The following is a 22,481-nucleotide window of genomic DNA, read 5'->3' on the forward strand; positions in this document are numbered from 1 at the left end:
GCTTCCTTATCAATGCTTATGTTTAAAATCCGGCGGCGCTGCCGTTGCTGCGCGGGTCGGAGGCACCTTCAAACATGCCGTTGGTATGGCGGACAATCGCACCGGCATGGCCTACGGCTTCGCTGAAATCTGGCAACAGTTCGACGTCGTGACCGCGCTGTCTCAGTCCAGCCTGCGTCGGATAGGCGAAACGTCCTTCCAGTTTCAGTGAATCCGTGCTTTCGCCCCAGGTGCGACCCAGCAGCCAGCGCGGACCGCTGATCGCCTGCTGCAAGGATTGTCCCTGTACCACATGGCGGATAAACACGGCGGCCTGCGTTTGCGGCTGACCGTCGCCGCCCATCGAGCCGTAAACCATCGTGCGGCCGTCGTATAAACGTGCGGCAGCAGGATTGAGGGTATGGAAAGGTTGCTTGCCCGGTGCCAGCGCCAGTAAATGACCGGCGTCGAGGCTGAAGGATGCGCCGCGGTTTTGCCACAGCACGCCGCTGCCCGGCAGCACGACTCCACTGCCGAACTCGTGATAAATGCTCTGGATAAATGAGACCGCCAGCCCGCTGCTGTCCATCACACCCATCCAGACGGTGTCGCCCGGTCCTTTACCTTTGCCCCAGCCGGCGGCGCTGTGCGGTTTGATGCGGGTGGCGAGGGCGTCGAGATACTGCGGATCCAGCAGGCTCTGGGCGTCCTGGGTCATCATGCGCGGATCGGTGATGAAACGGTCGCGCAGGCCGAATGCCAGTTTGGTGGCTTCGACAATGCTGTGGATCGTCGCGCTTTCATCCATGGTTTCCAGCGGCAGACGGTCAGTCAGGCCGAGGATCGCCAGCGAAACCAGCCCCTGCGTCGGTGGCGTCAGGTTGTAGATTTCGCCTTTGCTGTGTTTGAGGCGCAGCGGCACACGGCGCTGCGGCTTGTAAGCAGCAAGATCGGCGCGGGTGACCGGCATACCGAGCTTTTCCATGTCGGCGGCCATATTGTCGGCCAGCTCACCGCGATAGAAACTGTTCAGCCCGTCTTCGCACAGCATGGATAGCGTCTGCGCCAGTTGCGGTTGCGTGAAACGGTTCCCGGCGCGCGGCACCTCGCCGTTAGGCAGAAAAACGTCGGCGAAGGTGGGGAAATCTTTCAGTTCGTGTTGCTTGGCGCGGGTCGCGGCTTCCTGCGACGCGGTCACCGGAATGCCGTCAGCGGCGTAGCGGATGGCATCACGCAGCAGGCGCGAGAGTGGTTTTTGCTCGCCGCCAAATTCAGCCGATACATTCAGCGCTTCCTGCCAGCCGCCCACGGTGCCTGCGACCGTCAGTGCCGCTTTCGGGCCACGGTGCGGAATGTGCGTTTCACCGGCGTAAAAATCGAGAGAGGCCAGCGAGCCGGCGGCACCGCTAGCGTCTATCGCCACCGGATTGCCCTGCGGGGGCACAATCAGCCAAAAACCGTCGCCGCCCAGTCCGTTCATGTGCGGATAGACCACGGCAATGGTGGCGGCCGCGGCCACCATTGCCTCAATGGCATTGCCGCCTTCACGCAATACCGCAAGCGCACTCTGGCTCGCCAGATGATGAGGTGTAACCGCCATGCCCAGCGGTGCGCTGTTACTGTTAATCATGCGATGTCCTTTTTTGAAACGCTTTTTTTTATGCTGCCCGCGCATGCAGGAATGTGGGCGCGTAGGGATTAACTTAAGCAAGAGGTGTTCCACATCGGCAAAACCTTCAGACTTTCACTCATAATTTAGCTTGCATTGGCAAGCATAGTGCATGGTATGTTCCGCTGATTTACTGAAACATTGGTTACAAAAGGGCCAGAGATGAAACAGATTGATGAGCGTCTGCGTGACCATTACGCAGAACTGACGCCGCAGGAACAGCGGGTGGCTGACTTTATTTTTGCCAGCATTGATGACCTGATGAGCTACAACAGCGCGGAGCTGGCGCGGCTCAGCGGCGTGTCGAAAGCCACGGTCAGCCGCCTGTTTAAGCGTCTTGGTTACCCGAGTTACCGCGATATGCGCGATGAAATGCGCACCCTGCGCCAGAGCGGTATGCCGCTGACCGACAGCCGTGACGCGGTGCAAGGTAACACTTTGTTATCAAGGCACTATAAACAGGAAATGGCCAATCTGACGCAGTGGATCAATCAGATTGATGGCGCACAGTTTGGCGAGCTGATCACCGCCCTGAGTCAGGCGCGGCAGGTGCGGTTACTGGGGTTTCGTAACAGTTATCCGGTGGCGCTGCATTTGCGTCAGCAGCTGATTCAGGTGCGCGCAGGCGTGATGATGATGCCGCAGCCGGGGCAAACGCTGGCGGAAGAACTGGTTGATCTCACCGCGCAGGACGTGGTGATTTTCGTTGCTTTCCGGCGCCGTCCACGCATGGCGAAGGCGATTCTCACACAGTTACAGTCACTTGGCGTGCCGGTGCTGCTGATTTGCGAGCCGCAGGCGCAGACCCTTATTCCGCTGGCGACCTGGCATCTGGCCGCACCGCTCGACAGTGTATCGGCGTTCGACAGCTACTCTTCTGCCATGAGTCTGGCGAATTTACTCAGCAATGCGTTGTTGCACGATATACTCGCTTCAGGCCGTCAGCGCATTCATCAGATAAGCGATATGTATAACGATCTGGATGAGCTGGAGCAGCGCTGATTCCCGATTCAGGGACAAACTGAGCGCTTTTCTGGTGCTTTCGCACAATTACGGTGCATCCAGCTTTTCACTCTTTCACATTTTTTGCCCTGATTCAGGGCAAAAAAGTGCCTTCTGCTTTCTCCTCTGAACCGGTAATTCCTTGTCTCACCGTGACTTTGCGCACATTTTTTCTGCTGCGTCGTTTTTGGCACATTCGTTGCAAAGTTTTAAATATAAGAATCTATCGTTCCAAAAACTTTTCACCGGAGATAATCTATGAACATGAACAAACGGCTGTTGGCATGGGCAGGTGCGGCAATGTTGGTGCTTCAGGCATCGGGCGTTATGGCCGATCAGTTGCAGGATATTCAGAAACGTGGCGTGTTGCGCGTGGCCGTTCCGCAGGATTTCCCGCCGTTTGGTTCGGTGAGCAAGGATTTGCAGCCGGAAGGTTATGACATCGACATGGCGCAGTATCTGGCCGATAAGATGAAACTTAAGTTGCAACTGGTGCCTGTCACCAGCGCCAACCGCGTACCTTATCTGCAAACAGATAAAGTCGATCTGGTGATTTCCAGCCTCGGCAAAAACGCTGAGCGGGAAAAAGTCATCGACTTCAGTAACGCTTACGCACCGTTCTTCCTCGGCGTGTTTGGCGCGCAGGGTGACAAACTGGCGGATCTGAAAGAACTGTCCGGTAAAACCATCGGCGTGACCCGTGGCGCGGTGGAGGATCTGGCACTGACCGATGTGGCACCGAAAGACGCCAAAATTCAGCGTTACGAAGACAACAACACCACGCTGTCGGCCTACCTTTCAGGTCAGGTGGAATACATCGCCACCGGTAATCTGGTGGTGGCGGCCGTAGCCCGCATGAACCCGGCCAAAGCCCCGGTTTCGAAAGTGATGCTGAAAGACTCGCCGTGTTACGTCGGTCTGCGTAAAGATGAACCGGCGCTGAAAGACAAAGTGAATGAACTGATCGCCGAAGGCATCAAAGACAAGACGCTGAATACGCTGTCTGAAAAATGGATGAAGGCACCGCTGCCGGCTTCCATCGGCGCGTGATCAGGGTTTTGACGGAGATTTTTCATGACCTATCAGCTTAACTTTAGCGCGCTGTGGCCTTATATGCCGGAACTGCTGGCCGGATTATGGACCACCATTGAGCTGACGGTACTGGCAACGGTTGGCGGTGTCGCAATAGGAATTTGCGGCGCAGCCATCCGCTGCGGCAACCATAAAACCCTGCGGACAGTCTGGGGCATTTATGTCGAAGCCATCCGTAATACGCCGTTTGTGGTGCAGTTGTTTTTCATTGTGTTTGGTCTGCCAGCCATTGGCCTGAAAATGACCGCCGGTGAAGCGGCGCTGCTGGCGATGCTGATTAACCTCGGCGCGTACAGCACGGAGATTATCCGCGCCGGTATTCAGGTGACGCCAAAAGGCCAGTGGGAGGCCGGGCGGGTGCTGGGATTAACGCGCAGTCAGACGTTCCTGCGCATCGTGCTGCCGCCGTCGCTGAAGCGCATTTATCCGTCGCTGGTCAGCCAGTGCATTATCGTGATGCTCGGATCTTCCGTGGTGTCGCAGGTGTCCTTTGAAGAACTGACGTTTGCCGCGAACTTAATTCAGTCGCGCACTTTCCTCAGTTTTGAAGTGTATCTGGTCACCACGCTGTTCTATCTGTTGCTGTCTGTTGCGATGCGTCAGTTGTTGCTGCTGGCCGGTCGCCGTGTCTTTGGGAGTGAAAACTGATGATGACCTTCACTGACTGGGACATTGTGCGCAATCTGCTGCTGGCCGCGCGCTGGACCTTGCTGTTGTCGCTGACCGCGTTTATCGGCGGCACGCTGGTGACCTTGCCGTTGCTGTTGATGCGCCTGACCAAACGGCGCTGGCTAACGCGGTTTGTGCGTCTTTATTCCGAATTGTTTCAGGGCACGCCACTGCTGATGCAGCTGTTTCTGGCGTTCTTCGGGCTTGGCCTGTTTGGTATCAACGTCAGCCCGTGGACGGCTGCCGCGCTGGCGCTGACGCTGTATACCAGCGCGTATCTGGTGGATATCTGGAGTGGCAGCATTGCCGCGTTACCCAAAGGCCAGTGGGAAGCGTCGCGCTGCCTCGGCCTGAATTTCACTCAGACGTTATGGCGTGTCATCACCCCGCAGGCTTTGCGGATCGCGATTGCGCCGACCGTCGGATTTTCCGTGCAGGTAGTAAAGGGCACCGCTCTGGCCTCGATTATCGGTTTTGTCGAGCTGACCAAAGCCGGAACCATGCTGAACAACGTGACATATGAGCCGTTCAAAGTGTTTGGATTAGTGGCGCTGGGCTACTTCCTGATGTGCTATCCGCTGTCCCGTTACAGCCAGCATTTAGAAAAATCATTACGTGGAGAGAAACAGTAATGCCACTGATCACCATCAATCAGGTTCAGAAATTTTACGGTCAGAACCACGTGCTGAAAGGCGTGGATCTGGATATCGACAGCGGCGAAGTGATTTCGATTATCGGCCGCAGCGGTTCAGGCAAAAGCACGTTGTTGCGCTGCATGAACGGGCTGGAAGGCTATCAGGAAGGCAGCATCAAACTGGGCGGGATGACCATCACCGACCGCGATTCTCAGGCGCGTGATATCAGTCGTTCCGTCGGCATGGTGTTCCAGAGTTTCAATCTTTTTCCGCACATGACCGCGCTGGAAAACGTCATGCTGGCGCCGCGACGCGTGCTGAAAAAGTCCGCTGCTGAATGCCGTGAACTGGCCGCGCAGATGCTGGCGAAAGTCGGGCTGGCGGATCGCATGGATTATTACCCGTCGAATCTTTCCGGCGGCCAGCAGCAACGTGTGGCGATTGCCCGTGCGCTGGCGATGAACCCGAAAGTGCTGCTGTGTGATGAAATCACCTCGGCGCTGGATCCGGAACTGGTCGGCGAAGTATTGAAAGTGCTTGAGCAACTGGCGAAAGAAGGCATGACGCTGGTGCTGGTGACGCACGAAATGAATTTTGCCCGCGAAGTGGGCGACCGCGTGGTGTTTATGCATCAGGGCACCGTGTGGGAACAGGGCGAAAGCCGGGCGCTGTTTGCTAACCCGCAAACGCCGGAGTTAAAACAATTTATAGCATCCGTACGCGGCCTTAATGAGGCTGCCGCAAGCTAACATCGTAAAGGATTAACTATGTCAAATTTCATCTCTCCAGGACAAATCAACCCGCCAACCCGTCTGCTGATGGGGCCGGGGCCAATCAATGCTGACCCGCGCGTGCTGCGGGCGATGGCGAGCCAGTTGGTCGGGCAATATGACCCGGTCATGACCGGCTACATGAACGAAGTGATGGCGCTGTACCGTGCGCTGTATAAAACCGAAAACCAGTGGACGTTGCTGATCGACGGCACCTCGCGCGCCGGGATCGAAGCCGTGCTGCTTTCGGGCATCCGTCCGGGCGACAAAGTGCTGGTGCCGGTGTTTGGTCGTTTCGGGCACCTGTTGTGTGAAATAGCCCGCCGCTGCCGCGCTGAAGTTCACACCATTGAAGCGCCGTGGGGCGAGGTGTTTGATCCGCAGCAAATCGAAGACGCGATTAAATCCGTGAAACCGCGCTGGTTGCTGACCGTGCAGGGCGATACGTCCACCACCATGTTGCAGCCGCTGGAGCAACTGGGTGAAATCTGCCGTCGTCACGGCGTGCTGTTCTATTCCGATGCCACGGCGTCCTTTGGCGGCAATCCGCTGGAAACTGACGCCTGGGGTTTAGACGCTGTGTCTGCCGGTTTGCAAAAATGTCTCGGCGGTCCGTCCGGCAGCTCGCCGGTGACCATCAGCCCGCGTTTCGAAGAGCAAATCCGTCGCCGTAAATGCGTTGAGGAAGGTATCCGTACCGCTGATCACGCCGACGGCGACGACGAGATGATCTACTCCAACTATTTCGATCTGGGCATGATCATGGATTACTGGGGCCCGGAGCGTCTGAACCACCACACTGAAGCCACCAGCATGTTATTTGCGGCGCGTGAGTGCGCGCGCATCATTCTGGAAGAAGGGCTCGACACCGGCATCGCCCGCCACAAATTGCACGGCGGCGCACTGCTGGCAGGGATTCAGGGCATGGGGCTGGAAGTGTTCGGCGACCTGAATAACCGCATGAACAACGTGCTCGGCGTGGTCATTCCGCAGGGCGTTCACGGCGAACAGGTGCGTCAGATGATGCTTAACGATTTCAGCATTGAAATCGGCACGTCATTTGGTCCTCTGGCCGGGAAAATCTGGCGTATCGGCACTATGGGTTACAACGCGCGTAAGGACTGCGTGTTGCAAACACTGGTGGCGCTGGAAGCGGTGCTTAACCGTCTCGGGTATGCGTCGAAATATGGCGCAGGGGCGCAGGCCGCCTGGGATCACTACGCAGGAGGTCAGTAATGGCAGAAGCCTTTACGCTGGCTGCGGTTTCCGAAAGCGCAAAACGTGCCGCTGAGCGGGTGATGACGCGCTGCGACGCACTCGCCGCCATCAGTGAAACGCCGGGGCAACTGACCCGCGTGTATCTCTCTGCCGAACATTTACAGGCTAATCAGCTGGTGGGTGAATGGATGGAAGCAGCCGGTATGCGCGTCTGGCAGGACAGCGTCGGCAACATCTGCGGGCGCTATGAAGGACTGGATCCTTCGGCACCCGCCATCCTGCTCGGTTCACATCTCGACAGCGTACGAAATGCAGGGCGTTACGATGGCCCGCTCGGTGTGCTGACAGCGCTGGAAGTGGTGGCGCATTTGCATCAGAACGGCATCCGTTTGCCGATGGCGGTGGAAATTGTCGGATTCTGCGATGAGGAAGGCACACGTTTTGGCATTACGCTGCTGGGCAGTCGCGGGCTGACCGGCACCTGGCCTGCTGACTGGCTGGACCGTCAGGATGCGCAAGGCATTACCGTCGCACAGGCAATGCAGAATGTCGGGCTGGAGCCGCTGAAAATCGGCGCGTCACAGCGTGCGGTCAGCGATTTCTGTGCGTATCTGGAACTGCATATCGAACAAGGCCCGTGCCTGCAAACGGCGGATGTTCCGCTTGGTGTGGTCACGGCGATTAACGGTGCGCGTCGCCTTAATTGCGAATTTACCGGCCACGCAGGTCATGCCGGAACCGTGCCGATGGGGCAGCGTCAGGACGCCCTGACCGCCGCCGCCGAATGGACGCTGGCAATTGAAAGCATCACTACTGCCACCGGCCGTAATCTGGTGGCAACGGTCGGCACGCTGGAATGCCTGCCGGGTGCGGTAAATGTCATTCCGGGACAGGTGAAATTGTCGCTGGATGTGCGCGGCCCGCGCGATGATGATCTCTCTGCGCTGCTGGAAACGCTGCTGGCGAAAGGCCGGGATATCGCCGCACGGCGTGGCCTGACGTTCGCTGCCGAGCAGTTTTACGCTATCAGCGCGACGACCTGTAACGCGGGGTTGCAGCATCGTCTGAGCCAGAGCGTTTTACACCTGCTGGGACAGGCGATGTCGCTGCCAAGCGGTGCAGGGCATGACGCGATTGCCATCGCCGAATGCTGGCCGGTCGGCATGTTGTTTGTCCGCTGTAAAGACGGCATCAGCCACCATCCCGATGAATCGGTCACCCGCGGCGACGTGGCCTATGCGGTACAGGCGTATATCAATACGGTGATGAGTTTTGCAGAGGGACATTTATGACCTTTGAAGTATCCGGCGCGTTATCCAGATTTAATGCGCTATCCGAATTCGAAGCCGTTGCCCTGTTGCGCCCGCTGGTGAATATTCCCTCGTGGGCGAAAATCGTCAGTGACGGGCGGCCTTATACTTGTGTGGAAGAGGTATTGCGCAGCGCTGAAGCGGCCTGCGAAAACTGGCAGCCGGAAGATATTACTCAGGCGCTGTCGGCGCATCCTCGCATCGGCGAACGTGCCAGCGGAGCCAGTAAGGAAGCGCAGCTTTCCCGTGGCGAACAGGCGACGCTCAACATCAGCCAGCAAACGGTGACTGATGCGCTGCAGGACGGCAACCTGCGTTATGAACAGCGTTTCGGGCGGGTATTTCTGATCCGCGCCAAAGGGCGCAGCGCTGAGGAAATTCTGGATAATCTGCAACGGCGGTTACAGAATTCACCAGAGACTGAAGATCAGGAAACGGCGCAACAACTTAAAGAAATTACCCTGCTGCGTTTAAAGGAGATATTCCCGATATGACACGCATCACCACCCATATTCTTGATACGTCTTTGGGGCAGCCTGCGGCCAATGTACGCATCTGGCTGGAACGCGTTGAAGGGCAGAACATCACGCTTCTCAGCGAAACCCAAACCGATGCCGATGGCCGCGCCGCGAAATTAACGCCTGAACCGGTGGCTTCCGGGCATTACCGGTTATGTGCGGATATCGGCGCGTATTTCACGGCAACGGGGCGCGAAACACTGTATCACTCGGCGATCATTGATGTGGTGATCGACGGTGAGCAGGATCATTATCATCTGCCGCTGTTGGTCAGTCCGTATTCTTATTCAACGTATCGCGGCAGTTAACTCTTTCTGTCATTCAGCCCATCAGCAGGTGCGGATGCTTTAGCCGCACGCTTTGGGTCAGTGCCGCGTGGCTGACATCGCGGTCACGATTGCCCTGACGCACCTGTTGCAAAAACGCCATCAGCAGCGGATGCGGGCGCTCACGGCGTGACATCAGTTCCGGTTGCCCCTGAACGCCGAGGAAGAACGGATGATTGTCCAGCTCTGCCACCTGCGCCTGTTCCCCGCTTTCGTCGTAACCTGTAATGCGCAATCCCGAACTTTCCAGTTCTGCCAGTAAATGCGGATTCAGATAGCGGCGCTGGTTATAGCGCAGTGTAAACTCATCACCCATTTTATTCGCCAGCAGACTGCCGCTGCGGGTGATGACAGTTTGATTCCCTGGACGCGGCTGCGCGTGTTCGGCGAGCGGCAGACCGGTTTGCAGACTGCCCAGCGTTGACGGGCCGTGCATCACCACCCGATCTTGTCCGAGCACTTTCTGGCCCAGCGCCGTCACCATCTGATGCATTCCCTGATTGATGCCCAGCACCGGCGTCCGGTTTTCCAGTGCCCAGGCGGCAGTCGCCAGCGCACTGGCCTGATGATCGCCCTGCGTTAACGTCGCTCCCGGTAAAATAATGCCATCTACGTCGTAAAGCGTGCAGTCCAGCTGGCTGCCAAGTAACGCGGCTGTCACATAAACCACCTCAATGTTCATTGCCAGTGCATCGGCGGCGTCTCCCAGTGCAGCGAGCATCGCCGGATAGCTGTCGCGCTGCTCGGCAAAATCGCCTGCCAGCGCCACGCGCAGAGTTTTTCCTGCCCGCATAACCGGCTGCGAAACTGAGCCTAACGCCCAGCGTCCGAAGGCATCGCGCCCCCAGCCGTTGCTGCGAATTTTGCCGGTCACGCAATCTTCCAGCTGAAATTTATCCTGATGGCGCACCACGGTCAGTGACTCAATTTCAATGCTGTGTTCTGCGATTTGTGCCGCCAGACCTGCGGATAAAGGCTCACGCAATGGCACGACGATATCTTCTTTAAGTGCCCGATAAATCAGGGATTCAAGGCCAGTTTCTTCACCCGCACCGCGCCCGGTCAGGCGCTCAAGCCACACCAGTCCGCTGGTCAGTGCGTGTCCCTGTGCCGTGACGTGCTGACGGGCATTCGGGTAACGTTGTGCATCGTGACTGACGGGAAAGTGACACAGCGGCAAAGCGCGGAGTTCAGCAAGTATCGCTGCCATCGCGCCGTACAACGCAGGTTCGGGCGTGGAGTGTGCAATAAAGGTGATGGTCATCAGGGGTCCTCTGTCAGATGTTTTTGCGGGAGTATTGAATGCAAGAATTGATCCACACCGGGGTGTTTTTACATGCTCTGACAAAAAGAGGGCGCTGTGTCGCAAACAAGATTTTCGTCACACTTCACTGCTATAAAACGTCGCGCTGTTTAGAGCGGAACGCGCTAATGTAGCGCCGGTTGTTCTAACACCTCATTCACTAAGGAAGCATCATGTCAGCATCTCTTTATGGCAGTACGGCAGCACAGTTTGTTCGTGGATTAAAGAATCTTTCAGCCTTGCTGGAAAAGGGCGCTGCATGGGCAAAAGAAAACGGAAAATCAGAAGAAGAAGTGCTGAATACCCGTCTGGCGGAAGATATGTATCCGCTGGCACGTCAGGTGCAAATCACCAGTGATATGTCGAAAGGCGCAATTGCCCGTCTGTCGGGCGTTGCCGCACCGGCGATGGAAGATAATGAAGTGACGTTTGCTGAGTTGCAGGAACGTATCGCCAAAACGCTGCGCTTTATCGAAAGCGTGGATGTCGCGAAACTCGAAGGCGATGAATCCCGTGAGATCGTGGTGAAGGGCAGAAACCATGAACTGAAATTCACCGCGCACAGCTACGTCACCGTCTTTGCCGTGCCGAACTTCTATTTCCACATCACCACGGCCTATAACATTCTGCGCCATCTGGGCGTGAACATCGGTAAAGCGGACTTTATCGGCGGCAACTAATCACACCTGTTGAATAAAAAAAGCCCCGGCTGAAAAGTCCGGGGCATTTTTTATTTCTGACGCAAAATCTTAGTCATGTAACAATTTTAGTCATGCAACAAATACGTATCAGCATCGCGCCAGGCGGGGAAGGTTTCGCGGTAATCCTGTAACGCTTCCAGTGATAATTCGGCCTCAATAATCATCGCCGAACCCGGTTCTGCCCGTGACAGTTCTTCACCTTGCGGATTAATGATCAGGCTGTCGCCGCTGTAGTAATGGCCGTTATCGTCGTGGCCGACGCGGTTGCAACCGGCAACATACGCCTGATTTTCAATCGCACGGGCGGCGAGCAATGTCTGCCAGTGGCGGCTGCGCGGGGCTGGCCAGTTGGCGACATAAAGTGCCAGGTCATAATCCTGACGGTTACGCGAATATACCGGGAAACGCAGGTCGTAACAGACTTGCGGCAAAATACGCCAGCCGCGCCATTCGACGATTTCACGACGTTTGCCTGGCACATAATAATTATGTTCGCCCGCCATGCGGAACAGGTGACGTTTATCGTAAAAATGCACTTTGCCCTGTGGCTCAACCAGCAGGAAACGGTTCACCGCGCCTTCCGTGGTGCTCAGCGCCACACTGCCGCCAATCATCGCGCCGAGTTGTGTCGCCCAGTGTTGCAGCCACTGCACCACGCGCGACTCAGGCAGCGCGCTGCCCGGTGCCTGCATGGCAAAACCGGTGGTGAACATTTCCGGCAACACAATCAGGTCACGGCCGGTCAGCGCACCCAGCAGACCGTCGAAATGCGCGAGATTCGCCTCGCCGTCCAGCCATACCAGAGGCTGTTGCAGTACGGACAGTTTTAAAGTTGACACAGGCGCTCCGCGGCAGCGTCCAGCGTGGCTTCCCGTTTGGCAAAGCACAGCCGGATCAGTTTGTGTGGGAAAGGCGCGGCGCAGAATACCGACATCGGAATGGCCGCCACGCCCACATGTTCAGTCAGCCAGTGGCAGAATGCAACGTCGTCTAAATCGGACACGTCGCTGTAATCGACCAGCAGGAAATAGGTGCCCTGACTGGGTAACACTTTCAGACGGCTGTTCGCCAGTCCCTGCGCCAAACGGTCGCGCTTGGCCTGATAAAAGGCCGGTAATTCCTGCCAGTGTTCAGGCGCTTCACGCAGCATATCCGCCAGCGCCAGCTGAACCGGTGTGGTGATGGAGAAGGTCAGATACTGATGAACCTTACGCAGTTCGGCGCTGATAATCGCCGGTGCGATGCAGTAACCCACGCGCCAGCCGGTCATGTGATAGGTCTTGCCGAACGATGACACCGCAATGGCGCGCTGACGCAGCTCGGGATGACGCAGCACGCTGGCGTGGCCTTGCGGCGCGAAGCAGATGTGCTCGTACACTTCATCGCTCAGCACGAAAATGTGCTTATCCGCAATGGTCTGCCAGAGTTGTTCGACGTCGCTGTCGCTCCAGACCGTGGCCGACGGATTATGCGGCGTGTTGATGATCACCAGCTTCGTGCGGTCAGTGATCTGATCGGCGAATTCCGCCCAGTTCACTTTAAATTCCGGCGGTTGTAGCTGAATGCGTTTCATCACGCCGCCCGCCAGTTCCACCGCCGGGGCATAGCAGTCATAGCTCGGATCAAAAGCGATCACTTCATCACCTTTCGATACCAGCGCGGTGATGGCGATATACAGCGATTCTGTCGCGCCCGCCGTGATGGTGATGTCGGTGCTGGCGTCCGGCGCATAGCCGTAAATCTGTTCTGTTTTCGCGGCAATCGCTTCACGCAGTGGCGCCGTGCCGGTCATCGGGGCGTACTGGTTCGAACCCTGACTGACGTGATACGCCAGACGATCCCGAAGATATTGCGGACCGTCGAAATCAGGAAAACCCTGCGACAGGTTAATCGCATTGTGTTTCTGCGCCAGAGCACTCATTTGGGTGAAAATTGTGGTGCCTAAGGCAGGAAGTTTACTTTCGGGGATCAATGCTGCTGTGCTCATGGCGGGTCAATACTCCTGGACCGTTGACCTGACAGGCGTCAGGTGTGCAAATAGCGATGTTGCTGACAATATAACACGATGTTAATATTTGGCAATCGAGACGCTTAGATGGCTAAATGCCAATTCGGTCTAAGGCACTACACTTTTTATATATCGCTATTTTCACCCCAAACTCCGTCCCTCAACGCACCGTTTTTCAGGATAAAGATGACAGAAAATTTGCAACTGGGCGCGCTGCTGGCGGCCTGTCACTGGATTGGTCAGAAGGGCTGGAGCCCGGCGACGGGCGGTAATATGTCTGTTCGCGAAGGCGATGCCCATTGCCTGATCACCGAATCAGGGAAAGACAAAGGCTCACTGACTGCAGATGATTTCCTGCTGGTGGCGCTGGAAAGCGGTCTTGCGCCGGGCGGTCGTCGTCCGTCTGCGGAAACCGGGCTGCACACGATGCTGTATTCCCGCTATCCTGAAACAGGCGCGGTGCTGCATACCCATTCGGTCAATTCGACCGTGTTATCGCGGGTTGAGCGCAGCGGCGCGCTGGTGCTGGAAGGCTACGAGATGCAGAAATCGCTCAGCGGCCAGACCTCGCACCTCGATCAGGTGGTGATCCCTATTTTCGACAACAGCCAGGATATTCCTGCGCTGGCGCAGAAAATTATTGCGTCTTCAGAGCATGCGCCGTTGCAGTATGGTTTTCTGCTGCGCGGTCACGGGCTGACTTGCTGGGGACGGGATGTGGCTGAAGCACGCCGCCATCTGGAAGGGCTGGAATTCCTGTTCCAGTGTGAACTGCAACGTCGCCTGCTGGAGGCCAAATGATTCGCGCCATTGTCACTGATATTGAAGGTACCACTACAGATATCCGTTTTGTGCATCAGGTGTTATTCCCTTATGCCCGCCAGCGTCTGGCGGAATTCCTTCGCCATGAGCATGAACAGCCGGACGTCGCGGCAGCGCTGGATGCCTTACGCACTGAAATCGACCGGCCACAGGCCAGCATCGAAGCGCTGATCGAACAGCTTTTTACCTACATGGACAACGACGTGAAATCGACGTCGCTGAAAGTTTTGCAGGGCATCATCTGGCGTACCGGTTATGAGAATGGCGATTTTCGCGGGCATCTTTATGACGACGTCGCGCCGCAACTGGAAGCGTGGAAAGCCGAAGGCCTGCAACTTTGCGTGTATTCCTCCGGTTCGGTGGACGCGCAGAAACTGTTGTTTGGTTACAGCGATGCCGGTGATTTAACGCCACTGTTCAGCGGATATTTCGACACCCGCGTCGGTGCCAAGCGTGAAACAGAGTCGTATCAGAACATCGCCGAGCAACTGATATTGCCGCCGCAGGATTTACTGTTTTTATCGGACATCCGTCAGGAACTGGATGCCGCGCGCCTGGCGGGCTGGCATACCTGTCAGCTGATCCGCGATGACGCTGACGAACTCAGCGACCACCTGCAGGTTAATCGTTTTGATCAGATAGCCTTAGAAGCATTCTTATAAGAGGGTTGACCATGAGTGCATTAACGATTTTTAGTGACCAGGATCCTTCCGCACCGGTGTGGGAAAGCCGGGACGGCGACGCTATTGCCGCTGAACTGAGCAAAATTGATGTACGTTTCGAGCGCTGGCAGGCCGACCGCGATTTAGGCGCGAACCCGCAGCCGCAGGACGTGATTGCCGCTTATCAGCATGAAATCGACAAGCTGGTCGAAGAGAAGGGTTACCAGAGCTGGGATGTGATCAGCATGCGTCCGGACAACGAACAGCGCGACGTGCTGCGCACAAAATTCCTTTCCGAACATACACATGGTGAAGATGAAGTGCGTTTCTTTGTCGAAGGCGCCGGGCTGTTTTGCCTGCATCTGAACGGTAAGATCTTCCAGATCCTGTGCGAGAAGAACGATCTGATCTCTGTACCGGCCAACACCCGCCACTGGTTTGATATGGGCGGTTCCCCGTCGTTTACGGCGATCCGTGTATTCGACAATCCTGAAGGGTGGGTGGCGCATTTCACGGGCGATAAGATTGCCGATGCGTATCCGAGGATGGGTGAATAAGGTTTGCGTACTGCAGAAACAAAAAAACCACCAGAAGGTGGTTTTTTTGTGCTGGTCAGGTTAGCGGCCTTTCCAGCGGGCTTCGTTACTGATGTAACGCAAGCGCAACCCAGCCAAAATATAGTCTGCTTTCTGAACAATTTTGTCAAGCTGGCCGACAACAAGAGTATGATTGTGGCGGCCCTTTACGCCGTCTTAGCAAACGGGCACCGGTTTCAGAAAAGGATGTCCAATGACCGTCAACGCAGGCGCAACCCAGTGCTTGTTTTCACGGAGATATCACCGGTGGTGTTGACGTGAAGCGGTCTTTGCAAGGACCGCACAATGAAAGGGTACATCTGTATCTTTCTCGTTGTCACCGGCGCGACGCTGACACAAGGGAAGGGGAGCTGGAGCATTTCCAACAACTCTCTTAATGTGATCATTAACGCACCGGGCAAGTAAGCCAGAAAGCCGTCCCGCAAGGGACGGCTTTCTTCAGGCCTTTAACGCATTGCCTGCTTACCATAATTCGGTGAGCGTGGGCCGTACAGCAGGCCGTCGGTCTGAGATGCACTCAGCAGACGGTAGCTGGTGAGCCCGGCGATATCATGACCTTTGTCGGAAATCGTGCTGGAGATTTGCTTCACCGCAGCCTGAACCAGCATGCCGATGATCCCGCCGTTGTTGTTGTCATTTTCGCTGTCAGAGGCAGTGGCGTTACCTGTCCACAGCACTTTGCCATTGCGTAAATCCACCAGTTTGGCATTAGCGGTGACACGGGTTTCGCTGGAAACCACCATGTAGCTGCTGCCGTAACTGGTGATATCAATGTAAAGCGCGGCATCAGCACCGAAAATTTCACGCAGTTTGGCGGCGCTGACTGCACGGATATCTTCCGCACCGGTTATGCCGTTCTGCTTGAAGGTTTCCTCAACGACAGCCACCGGGAAGACATAGAAGCCGTCTTCTGCCAGCGGTGCCGTGACAGTTGAAAGCATGCTGTGGCTGGCGTTCACATCCGGTGAATGGTTCACCGGTGGCAGCACCAGAATCGACCGCGGCTTGCTCTCTTTAAACGCCGTGTAATCGTAAGACGCTTTTTTCGCACAGCCTGTCAGCAGCAACGTCAGCACCATACCGGTCAGCAGGAATAAACGTTTCATTTAACTCTCCCTTTATTTTTCAGCAGGAAATCCATGTAGGTTGCTGACTCCGGAAATAAACTTTTCTCAGTGTTAAATTCCTGGAATGCCAGATCGGTATGACCGGTATTGGCATAAAGTAATCCGAGTTGCGCGTGCAGGCCTGGAGGAACGGCTTTACTGGTGGCACGGGATTTTTCAATCGACTCTTTCAATGACGCGATTTGCTCTTCCGGTCCGACTTTGTCGCCCTGATAATACTGGTAAACGGTCTTCTGATAGTTATCCCAGTTATATAATGATTTGTCAGCCTGTTTTGCGCAGCCCGCTAATAATAACGCTAAGGTAACAAGGCCGACTTTTATCACGGCACTTCGGGTTTTACATAATGTCATTTTAGAATATCCGTATTATTAATTAGCCGGACGCCATGCGCCGCTTTCGATTCCATTCACCAGATTATTCACTGCTTCGCGGATCGCTAAATCCAGCACTTTACCGTTTAACGTGGAGTCATAACTGGCGGTGCCGCCGAAACCAATAATTTCACGGTTGGACAGGGAATATTCGCCTGCGCCCTGAGAGGAATACACCACTTCAGAGGTCTGGACGTTGACCACATTCAGGCTAACTTTGGCATACGCAATTTGCTGCTTACCGCGGCCGAGGATCCCCCACAGCTGGTTGTCGCCGACTTCTTTACGGCCAAATTCAGTCACATCACCGGTGATGACGTAGTTAGCCCCTTTCAGCGTTTGTGCCTGCCCTTTAATTCCGGCTTCTTCTTTAATTTCCGCCATATTCGTGCGGTCTAAAACATTGAAGCGGCCAGTTTGTTGCAGGTCTGTAACCAGAATAGTTTTAGACTGATTGCCCAGACGATCAACGCCGTCGGAGAAAATACCACTCATATAGCTGGAGCGATTATCGAATTTGCCGACAGAAATCGGACTGCGGGGGCCGTTATATTGCGTGTTATAAGAAGCGACTTTCTGAACTTCTACTGTGCGGGATGATTCTGTAGCGCACCCTGATAATGTGCCTGCCGCAATCATGGCCGACAAAATGAAAACTGATTTCCTCATGTTACTATTCCTTGTCCATTTAATGTCTTATTAACGGGCAAAAGCAGCCCGTGCCAAATTAAATTAATTTGGTTTAATGTCGTTCCAATAGGTTGATGCGGATATTTCACTTAAAAACGATGAATTATCTCAATAGCCATTTTTATTCTTTTCAGTTACGGAATACCGGCTCTGAAAGAGAATAAAATTTAAAATTGGCTAAAAATAATCCTAACAGATATTGCTTTTCGATTTCCTTACATTTTTGGGATTTTCTTATCATCAGCTCAAAAAAACAGCGCCCGCAGACGCCGCATTATTTATTGGAGGGATCACTGCAAGGCTTGCCGGAAAATACCCTCGCGAACCTGATCCGGCGTCACCACCCCCACATCCAGCACCCAGCCGCTGATCAATTCTGCCGGGGTGACATCAAATGCCGGGTTATAAACCTGTGCGTCCAGCGGTGCCCATTGTACGGAACCAAAACTGCCGGAAACGCCGGTGACTTCGCGTGCGTCGCGCTGTTCGATAGGGATGGCGGCACCGTTCGGGCATTGCGGATCGTGGGTGGTATGCGGTGCAGCGACGTAGAATGGAATGCCGTGATATTTCGCCAGAACCGCCAGGCTGTAAGTGCCGATTTTGTTGGCAACATCGCCATTCGCAGCAATGCGGTCAGCCCCGACCCAGACGGCATCGACGCGCTTTTGTGCCATCAGGCTGGCGGCCATCGAATCACAAATCAGCTGATAAGGAATGCTCAGCTCACCGAGTTCCCAGGCGGTGAGACGACCGCCCTGCAACAGCGGACGGGTTTCGTCCACCCAAACCTGTTCTACATTGCCTTGTTCATGGGCGCGGCGGATCACCCCGATTGCCGTGCCGACTCCTGCCGTTGCCAGCCCACCTGTGTTGCAATGGGTCAGCAGGCGGCTGCCGGGCGTGACCAGCTTAGCGCCATGAGCCGCAATGCTTTCGCACAATGCGCGGTCCTCATCCACCAGACGCAACGCTTCTTCTGCTAACGCTTTCACGTAATCAGATTGTTGCAGCGCGGCTTTCATCCGGTCGAGATTGTTCATCAGATTCACGGCGGTCGGGCGTGAAGCACGCAGTGTTTCCAGCGCCTGATGTAATTCATCCTGCGCCATACCCCGTTCGGCCAGCAGGGCCAGCAGCAGGCTGGCAGACAAGCCAATCAGCGGCGCACCGCGCACGCGCAGGGTGCGGATATGATCCACCAGTTCGCTGACGTCGCGACATTCGCGCCAGTCAGACTGTTGCGGCAGGGCTTGCTGGTCGAGGATCCACAGCTGGTTTTCACGAATACGTAAACTGGTGGTTGTGAGGCTTTGCATTATTGGTTAAATCCTTGTTGCCCGGTTGCATCTGGTCACTTATTCTGCCAACATGCGTAACGGATGTATAGACGTCTAAACGCTTTAAAGGCTAAAAAAGAATTCGAGAGGTCAGGATGTCGCGCTACTACACATTTACCGCCAAAGATGCCGTTGAATATGCCCGTCAGTTTGGTGGCGTGGCGGATCCGCAATCCCTGGTTACCGCTGATGAAATCGGTGACGGAAATCTGAATCTGGTGTTTAAGATCCGCGATACCGCGGGTAAAAGCCGGGTGATTGTCAAACAGGCGTTGCCCTATGTGCGCTGTGTAGGTGAATCCTGGCCGCTGACCTTAGATCGTGCGCGCATTGAAGCGGAAACCCTGATTATCCACAGTCAGTATTGCCCGCAGCATACGGTCACCGTGTTACATCATGATGCCGAACTGGCGGTAATGGTGCAGGAAGATTTGTCGGATCATCACATCTGGCGCAGCGAACTGGTGCAGGGGAAATACTACCCGCAGGCATCTGCCCAGCTGGGTGAATATCTGGCGCAGACGCTGTTCCATACCTCGGATTTCTTCCAGAACGCGCAGTCCAAAAAAGCCGAAGTCTCCCGTTTTACTAATCCTGAATTGTGCCAGATCACCGAAGATCTGTTCTTTACCGATCCGTATGTCGACCATGAGCGCAATAATTTTGACGCCGTATTGCAGCCGGAAGTGGACGCGCTGCGGGCCGATAAACCGCTGCGTCTGGCAGTGGCTGGGCTGAAGCACCGTTTCCTGAGTAAAGCCGAAGCGTTGCTGCACGGGGATATTCACAGCGGCTCGATTTTTGTCGCAGAAGGTAAACTCAAAGCCATCGATGCGGAATTCGGGTATTACGGCCCGCTGGGGTTCGATCCGGGTTCGGCGATGGGCAATTTGTTACTGAACTACTGCGGTCTGCCGGGGCTGGTCGGCGTGCGTGAAGCAGCAGAGGGTCGCGAGCAACGCCTGAAAGATGTGCGTGAACTGTGGCTGAGCTTCTCGGAACGTTTCCTGCAACTGGCGCGGGATAAATCACAGGATCCGACTCTGGCAGAGCCGGGCTATGCAGAAGTCTTCCTGCAGGAAGTCTGGCACGATGCGGTCGGTTACTGCGGCGCGGAGTTGATCCGCCGTACCATCGGGCTGGCACACGTCGCCGATCTCGACAGCATTAAAGAGGCTGCGATGCGCGCCGATTGTCAGCGTCATGCGCTGAGCCTCGGCCAAAAACTCATTCTGACTGCACAACAAATCAGCGATGTGGAGTCACTTATTGCGCGGATACGTCAGTTCAGCTAATCCTGTAATATTCTTGTATAATGCCCGCCTTCGAGGTGCGTAGGGGTAAACCCGGTGGCATTTCCTCGGTTTACTTTTAACAGGAATACAGAATTATGATGCATAACCATGTCTTGCGCAGCGTGCGCTACATGCTGGATTTGAGCGAAGGTCAGTTGATTGAGATCCTCAAAACGACCGGTACGCCTGTCAGCCCAGAAGTGATGTCGCGCTACCTGAAAAAAGAAGACGAAGAAGGGTATATGGAAGTGCCGGACGAAGTGATGGCGAACTTCCTCAATGGCCTGATTACCTTCAAACGCGGCAAAGACGATCGCTTCCCGGCACCGGAAGTAGAAAAGCGTCTGACCAACAACATCATGCTGAAAAAATTGCGTGTGGCGTTTGAGCTGAAAACTGAAGACATGATTTCTGTACTGACCGCCGCTGATTTCAAAGTATCTGAAGGCGAACTGAGCGCATTCTTCCGTAAAGAAGGCCACAAAAACTACCGTCCGTGCGGCGATCAGGTGATGCGTTATTTCCTGAAAGGGCTGACGGCGAAAGTGCGTCCTAAAAAGGGTTGAATATAAAATATTCATGAAGTAAATATTTTTACACTGAATACTTCAAGAATGAATAATAAGCGGGAGCCTTTAAAAAAGGCTCCCGTTTTACGTTTATTGATTCTGTAATTGCGGAATTTGGTTATTCCTTTCTCACTTCACGTTTTTTTAGTTTATTTTTGACAGCATATTAATCAGGAAACTATCTTCATCCCTCGCCGTAATACCTCTGGGCACTATTTCAAAATAAATAAAACACCGCTGTTAATTGACTGGCTGCGGTTAAATTTTATAGTGAAAAGGATATCTTATTATGACAAAAATTAAAGCGCTGGCCCTGTTCGTTGGATTGGCCGTTTCGGGTTCTTCTGTTGCCGCGGCCTCTCAAAGCAGTCTCGAAGCCCGTATGGCACAGCTCGAACAACGTCTGCAACAAGCTGAAATGCGAGCAGAAACGGCAGAAAAGCAAATCCAGCAGCTAAAACATCAGGACATCAAACGCGAGCAGGAAATTGCCAGCGTGAAAGAAGCCAATCCGGTGGAAGTTAAAAAGGATGGCATATCGAAAGACAAATTATTAACACTAAATGGATTCGATAATTTAAAACTGTATGGCGATGTGGAATTTAATGTCGACGGCGCAAGTCGTACGGGGCAATTAACCTCAGTGCGAACCAGTGACAATAAAAACTGGAAGCCGGGAAATAACGAACGCTGGGATGTTAACGGACGGTTATTAATCGGGCTGGACGGTTATCGCCGTAATGATAATGGTCAGTTCTCTGGTTTTTCCGTACAGCCAACGGCTGATCTGAATGGCTCGATGAATCTTGATGATGCCGCCTTCTTCTTCGGTGAGGAGAAAGACTGGATGGCAAAAATCGGTCGTTTCGAAGCCTACGATATGTTCCCGCTTAATCAGGATACCTTCATCGAATACTCCGGGAATACCGCCAACGACTTGTACGCCGACGGTTATGGCTATGTCTACATGATGAAAGAAGGGCGCGGGCGTAGTGACAGCGGCGGCAACATCTTGCTGAATAAAAATATCGGCAACTGGTATTTCGAGCTGAATACCTTGCTGGAAAACGGTACAGCCCTGTTTGCCGAGCAAAACTATCACGGCAACGAACTTGAGAATGACAAAAACGTTGCGTATCTGCGCCCGATTATTGCCTGGAAAGGGGATGCCTTCTCGGTCGCGGCGGCAATGGAAACCAACGTGGTGAACAACGCGTATGGTTATACCAACGATAAAAACGAATTCGTCGATCAGTCTAAACGTAATGGTTACGGTATGACGATGACCTGGAACGGCCAGAAAGCTGATCCGGAAAATGGCGTGGTGGCAAACCTGAGCACGGCGTATATGGACGCGTCGGATGAAAAGGACTTCACCGTCGGTGCCAATGCGTTGTGGAAAAACTTCGAACTGGGTTACATCTACGCGCATAACAAAATCGAAGATTTCAGTATTGAAGGTGTTCGTGCATCCGATTACGACGATGACTGGTTCGATGAACCGGGCAGCTACGATATCCATACCGTGCACGCCAGCTACCTGATCCCGAACGTCATGAACATGGAAAACTTCAACGTGTATCTCGGCGCCTATATCTCCATGCTGGAAGCGGATAAAACTTACAGCAGCGATGATGACAGCGACCAGAGGTATGGGGCGCGTGTCCGCTTTAAATACTACTTCTAAATTACCCGTCATATTTCGCGCTGCAGATGCGTTGGTTGCACTCACTCACCCCGGGAGCTTAGTTATCTAAGCTCCCGGGGATTCATGAGCTTACCGCCTTTCTGCAACATGAACTATTT

24 protein-coding genes are annotated in these 22,481 nt (G+C 54.6%); 16 read left to right on the forward strand and 8 right to left on the reverse strand.

All coding sequences use genetic code 11. The annotated features are described in order from the left end of the window. Nucleotides 1-22 precede the first annotated feature (22 nt). Nucleotides 23-1,609, reverse strand: coding sequence for a gamma-glutamyltransferase family protein (locus tag J1778_RS17675; protein ID WP_217174280.1), 1,587 nt, complete (start codon nt 1,607-1,609; stop codon nt 23-25). Nucleotides 1,610-1,810: 201 nt separating this feature from the next. Between J1778_RS17675 and J1778_RS17680 the strand changes: the two genes are divergently transcribed. From J1778_RS17680 to uraH, 9 genes are all read left to right on the forward strand, one after another. Then, nucleotides 1,811-2,650, forward strand: a complete 840-nt coding sequence (locus J1778_RS17680; RefSeq protein WP_217174281.1) for a MurR/RpiR family transcriptional regulator — start codon at nt 1,811-1,813, stop codon at nt 2,648-2,650. Between the two features lie 258 nt (nt 2,651-2,908). Continuing rightward, entirely contained in the window at nt 2,909-3,700 is a 792-nt protein-coding gene (locus J1778_RS17685) for a transporter substrate-binding domain-containing protein (protein ID WP_152324668.1), read from the forward strand. A gap of 24 nt (nt 3,701-3,724) precedes the next feature. Beyond that, the gene (locus J1778_RS17690) at nt 3,725-4,390 is read left to right on the forward strand and encodes an amino acid ABC transporter permease (protein WP_217174282.1); all 666 of its coding nucleotides are present in this window, start codon (nt 3,725-3,727) and stop codon (nt 4,388-4,390) included. Nucleotides 4,391-4,392: 2 nt separating this feature from the next. Beyond that, nucleotides 4,393-5,043 (forward strand): amino acid ABC transporter permease, encoded by a 651-nt coding sequence (locus tag J1778_RS17695; RefSeq protein WP_420804093.1) that lies wholly within the window; start codon nt 4,393-4,395, stop codon nt 5,041-5,043. Further along, the gene (locus J1778_RS17700; RefSeq protein WP_217174284.1) at nt 5,043-5,795 is read left to right on the forward strand and encodes an amino acid ABC transporter ATP-binding protein; all 753 of its coding nucleotides are present in this window, start codon (nt 5,043-5,045) and stop codon (nt 5,793-5,795) included. The genes J1778_RS17695 and J1778_RS17700 overlap by 1 nt, the downstream gene beginning before the upstream one ends. Nucleotides 5,796-5,813: 18 nt before the next feature. Beyond that, entirely contained in the window at nt 5,814-7,052 is a 1,239-nt protein-coding gene (locus tag J1778_RS17705) for a pyridoxal-phosphate-dependent aminotransferase family protein (protein WP_217174285.1), read from the forward strand. Continuing rightward, on the forward strand, nt 7,052-8,326 hold the full coding sequence (gene hpxK, locus J1778_RS17710; protein WP_217174286.1) for an allantoate amidohydrolase: 1,275 nt from the start codon (nt 7,052-7,054) through the stop codon (nt 8,324-8,326). Before J1778_RS17705 ends, hpxK begins: the two co-directional genes overlap by 1 nt. Beyond that, a complete protein-coding gene (gene uraD, locus J1778_RS17715; RefSeq protein ID WP_217174287.1) occupies nt 8,323-8,838 on the forward strand; it encodes a 2-oxo-4-hydroxy-4-carboxy-5-ureidoimidazoline decarboxylase in 516 nt (171 codons plus the stop codon). The genes hpxK and uraD overlap by 4 nt, the downstream gene beginning before the upstream one ends. After that, complete coding sequence (gene uraH / locus J1778_RS17720) at nt 8,835-9,170, forward strand: hydroxyisourate hydrolase (RefSeq protein ID WP_217174288.1); 336 nt, start codon at nt 8,835-8,837, stop codon at nt 9,168-9,170. The genes uraD and uraH overlap by 4 nt, the downstream gene beginning before the upstream one ends. 13 nt (nt 9,171-9,183) lie before the next feature. On the opposite strand, the gene J1778_RS17725 is transcribed toward uraH, so the two are convergent. After that, complete coding sequence (locus tag J1778_RS17725; RefSeq protein ID WP_217174289.1) at nt 9,184-10,452, reverse strand: glutamine amidotransferase-related protein; 1,269 nt, start codon at nt 10,450-10,452, stop codon at nt 9,184-9,186. Between the two features lie 212 nt (nt 10,453-10,664). Here J1778_RS17725 and J1778_RS17730 point away from each other — a divergent pair, with 212 nt between their 5' ends. Then, nucleotides 10,665-11,171, forward strand: a complete 507-nt coding sequence (locus J1778_RS17730) for a DUF1993 domain-containing protein (protein ID WP_217174290.1) — start codon at nt 10,665-10,667, stop codon at nt 11,169-11,171. An 86-nt stretch (nt 11,172-11,257) separates the two neighbouring features. Here J1778_RS17730 and J1778_RS17735 read toward each other — a convergent pair whose 3' ends face one another. Beyond that, nucleotides 11,258-12,031 carry an amidohydrolase gene (locus tag J1778_RS17735; RefSeq protein WP_217174291.1) on the reverse strand — a complete coding sequence of 258 codons (774 nt, stop codon included), beginning with the start codon at nt 12,029-12,031 and terminating at the stop codon, nt 11,258-11,260. Continuing rightward, nucleotides 12,019-13,179: a pyridoxal phosphate-dependent aminotransferase gene (locus tag J1778_RS17740; protein ID WP_217174292.1), complete on the reverse strand. Its 1,161-nt coding sequence runs from the start codon at nt 13,177-13,179 to the stop codon at nt 12,019-12,021. Before J1778_RS17740 ends, J1778_RS17735 begins: the two co-directional genes overlap by 13 nt. 207 nt (nt 13,180-13,386) lie before the next feature. On the opposite strand from J1778_RS17740, the gene J1778_RS17745 reads away from it, so the two are divergent. The 3 genes from J1778_RS17745 to J1778_RS17755 are packed head-to-tail and all read left to right on the forward strand — an operon-like array spanning nt 13,387 to nt 15,241. Continuing rightward, a complete protein-coding gene (locus J1778_RS17745) occupies nt 13,387-14,001 on the forward strand; it encodes a methylthioribulose 1-phosphate dehydratase (protein ID WP_217174293.1) in 615 nt (204 codons plus the stop codon). Further along, on the forward strand, nt 13,998-14,684 hold the full coding sequence (gene mtnC / locus J1778_RS17750; protein WP_217174294.1) for an acireductone synthase: 687 nt from the start codon (nt 13,998-14,000) through the stop codon (nt 14,682-14,684). The genes J1778_RS17745 and mtnC overlap by 4 nt, the downstream gene beginning before the upstream one ends. A gap of 11 nt (nt 14,685-14,695) precedes the next feature. After that, on the forward strand, nt 14,696-15,241 hold the full coding sequence (locus tag J1778_RS17755; protein ID WP_113877962.1) for a 1,2-dihydroxy-3-keto-5-methylthiopentene dioxygenase: 546 nt from the start codon (nt 14,696-14,698) through the stop codon (nt 15,239-15,241). A 485-nt stretch (nt 15,242-15,726) separates the two neighbouring features. Here the strand turns inward: J1778_RS17755 and J1778_RS17760 are convergent, their stop codons facing one another. The 4 genes from J1778_RS17760 to mtnA all read right to left on the reverse strand — a co-directional run bounded on the left by J1778_RS17760 (nt 15,727) and on the right by mtnA (nt 18,790). Next, the gene (locus J1778_RS17760; RefSeq protein ID WP_217174295.1) at nt 15,727-16,386 is read right to left on the reverse strand and encodes a DUF799 domain-containing protein; all 660 of its coding nucleotides are present in this window, start codon (nt 16,384-16,386) and stop codon (nt 15,727-15,729) included. Further along, on the reverse strand, nt 16,383-16,760 hold the full coding sequence (locus J1778_RS17765) for a DUF4810 domain-containing protein (RefSeq protein ID WP_217174296.1): 378 nt from the start codon (nt 16,758-16,760) through the stop codon (nt 16,383-16,385). Before J1778_RS17765 ends, J1778_RS17760 begins: the two co-directional genes overlap by 4 nt. 18 nt (nt 16,761-16,778) lie before the next feature. Continuing rightward, nucleotides 16,779-17,450, reverse strand: a complete 672-nt coding sequence (locus tag J1778_RS17770) for a CsgG/HfaB family protein (protein WP_095923137.1) — start codon at nt 17,448-17,450, stop codon at nt 16,779-16,781. Nucleotides 17,451-17,761: 311 nt separating this feature from the next. Continuing rightward, a complete protein-coding gene (gene mtnA / locus J1778_RS17775; RefSeq protein WP_217174297.1) occupies nt 17,762-18,790 on the reverse strand; it encodes an S-methyl-5-thioribose-1-phosphate isomerase in 1,029 nt (342 codons plus the stop codon). 116 nt (nt 18,791-18,906) lie between these two features. Here mtnA and mtnK point away from each other — a divergent pair, with 116 nt between their 5' ends. The 3 genes from mtnK to J1778_RS17790 all read left to right on the forward strand — a co-directional run bounded on the left by mtnK (nt 18,907) and on the right by J1778_RS17790 (nt 22,362). After that, complete coding sequence (gene mtnK / locus J1778_RS17780; protein WP_217174298.1) at nt 18,907-20,106, forward strand: S-methyl-5-thioribose kinase; 1,200 nt, start codon at nt 18,907-18,909, stop codon at nt 20,104-20,106. 95 nt (nt 20,107-20,201) lie between these two features. Further along, nucleotides 20,202-20,672: a YehS family protein gene (locus tag J1778_RS17785; protein ID WP_095923134.1), complete on the forward strand. Its 471-nt coding sequence runs from the start codon at nt 20,202-20,204 to the stop codon at nt 20,670-20,672. Between the two features lie 292 nt (nt 20,673-20,964). Then, a complete protein-coding gene (locus J1778_RS17790) occupies nt 20,965-22,362 on the forward strand; it encodes a carbohydrate porin (RefSeq protein WP_217174299.1) in 1,398 nt (465 codons plus the stop codon). Nucleotides 22,363-22,481 lie beyond the last annotated feature (119 nt).

This window comes from Rahnella bonaserana, from assembly GCF_019049675.1.
GTDB classification, from domain to species: Bacteria; Pseudomonadota; Gammaproteobacteria; order Enterobacterales; family Enterobacteriaceae; genus Rahnella; species Rahnella bonaserana.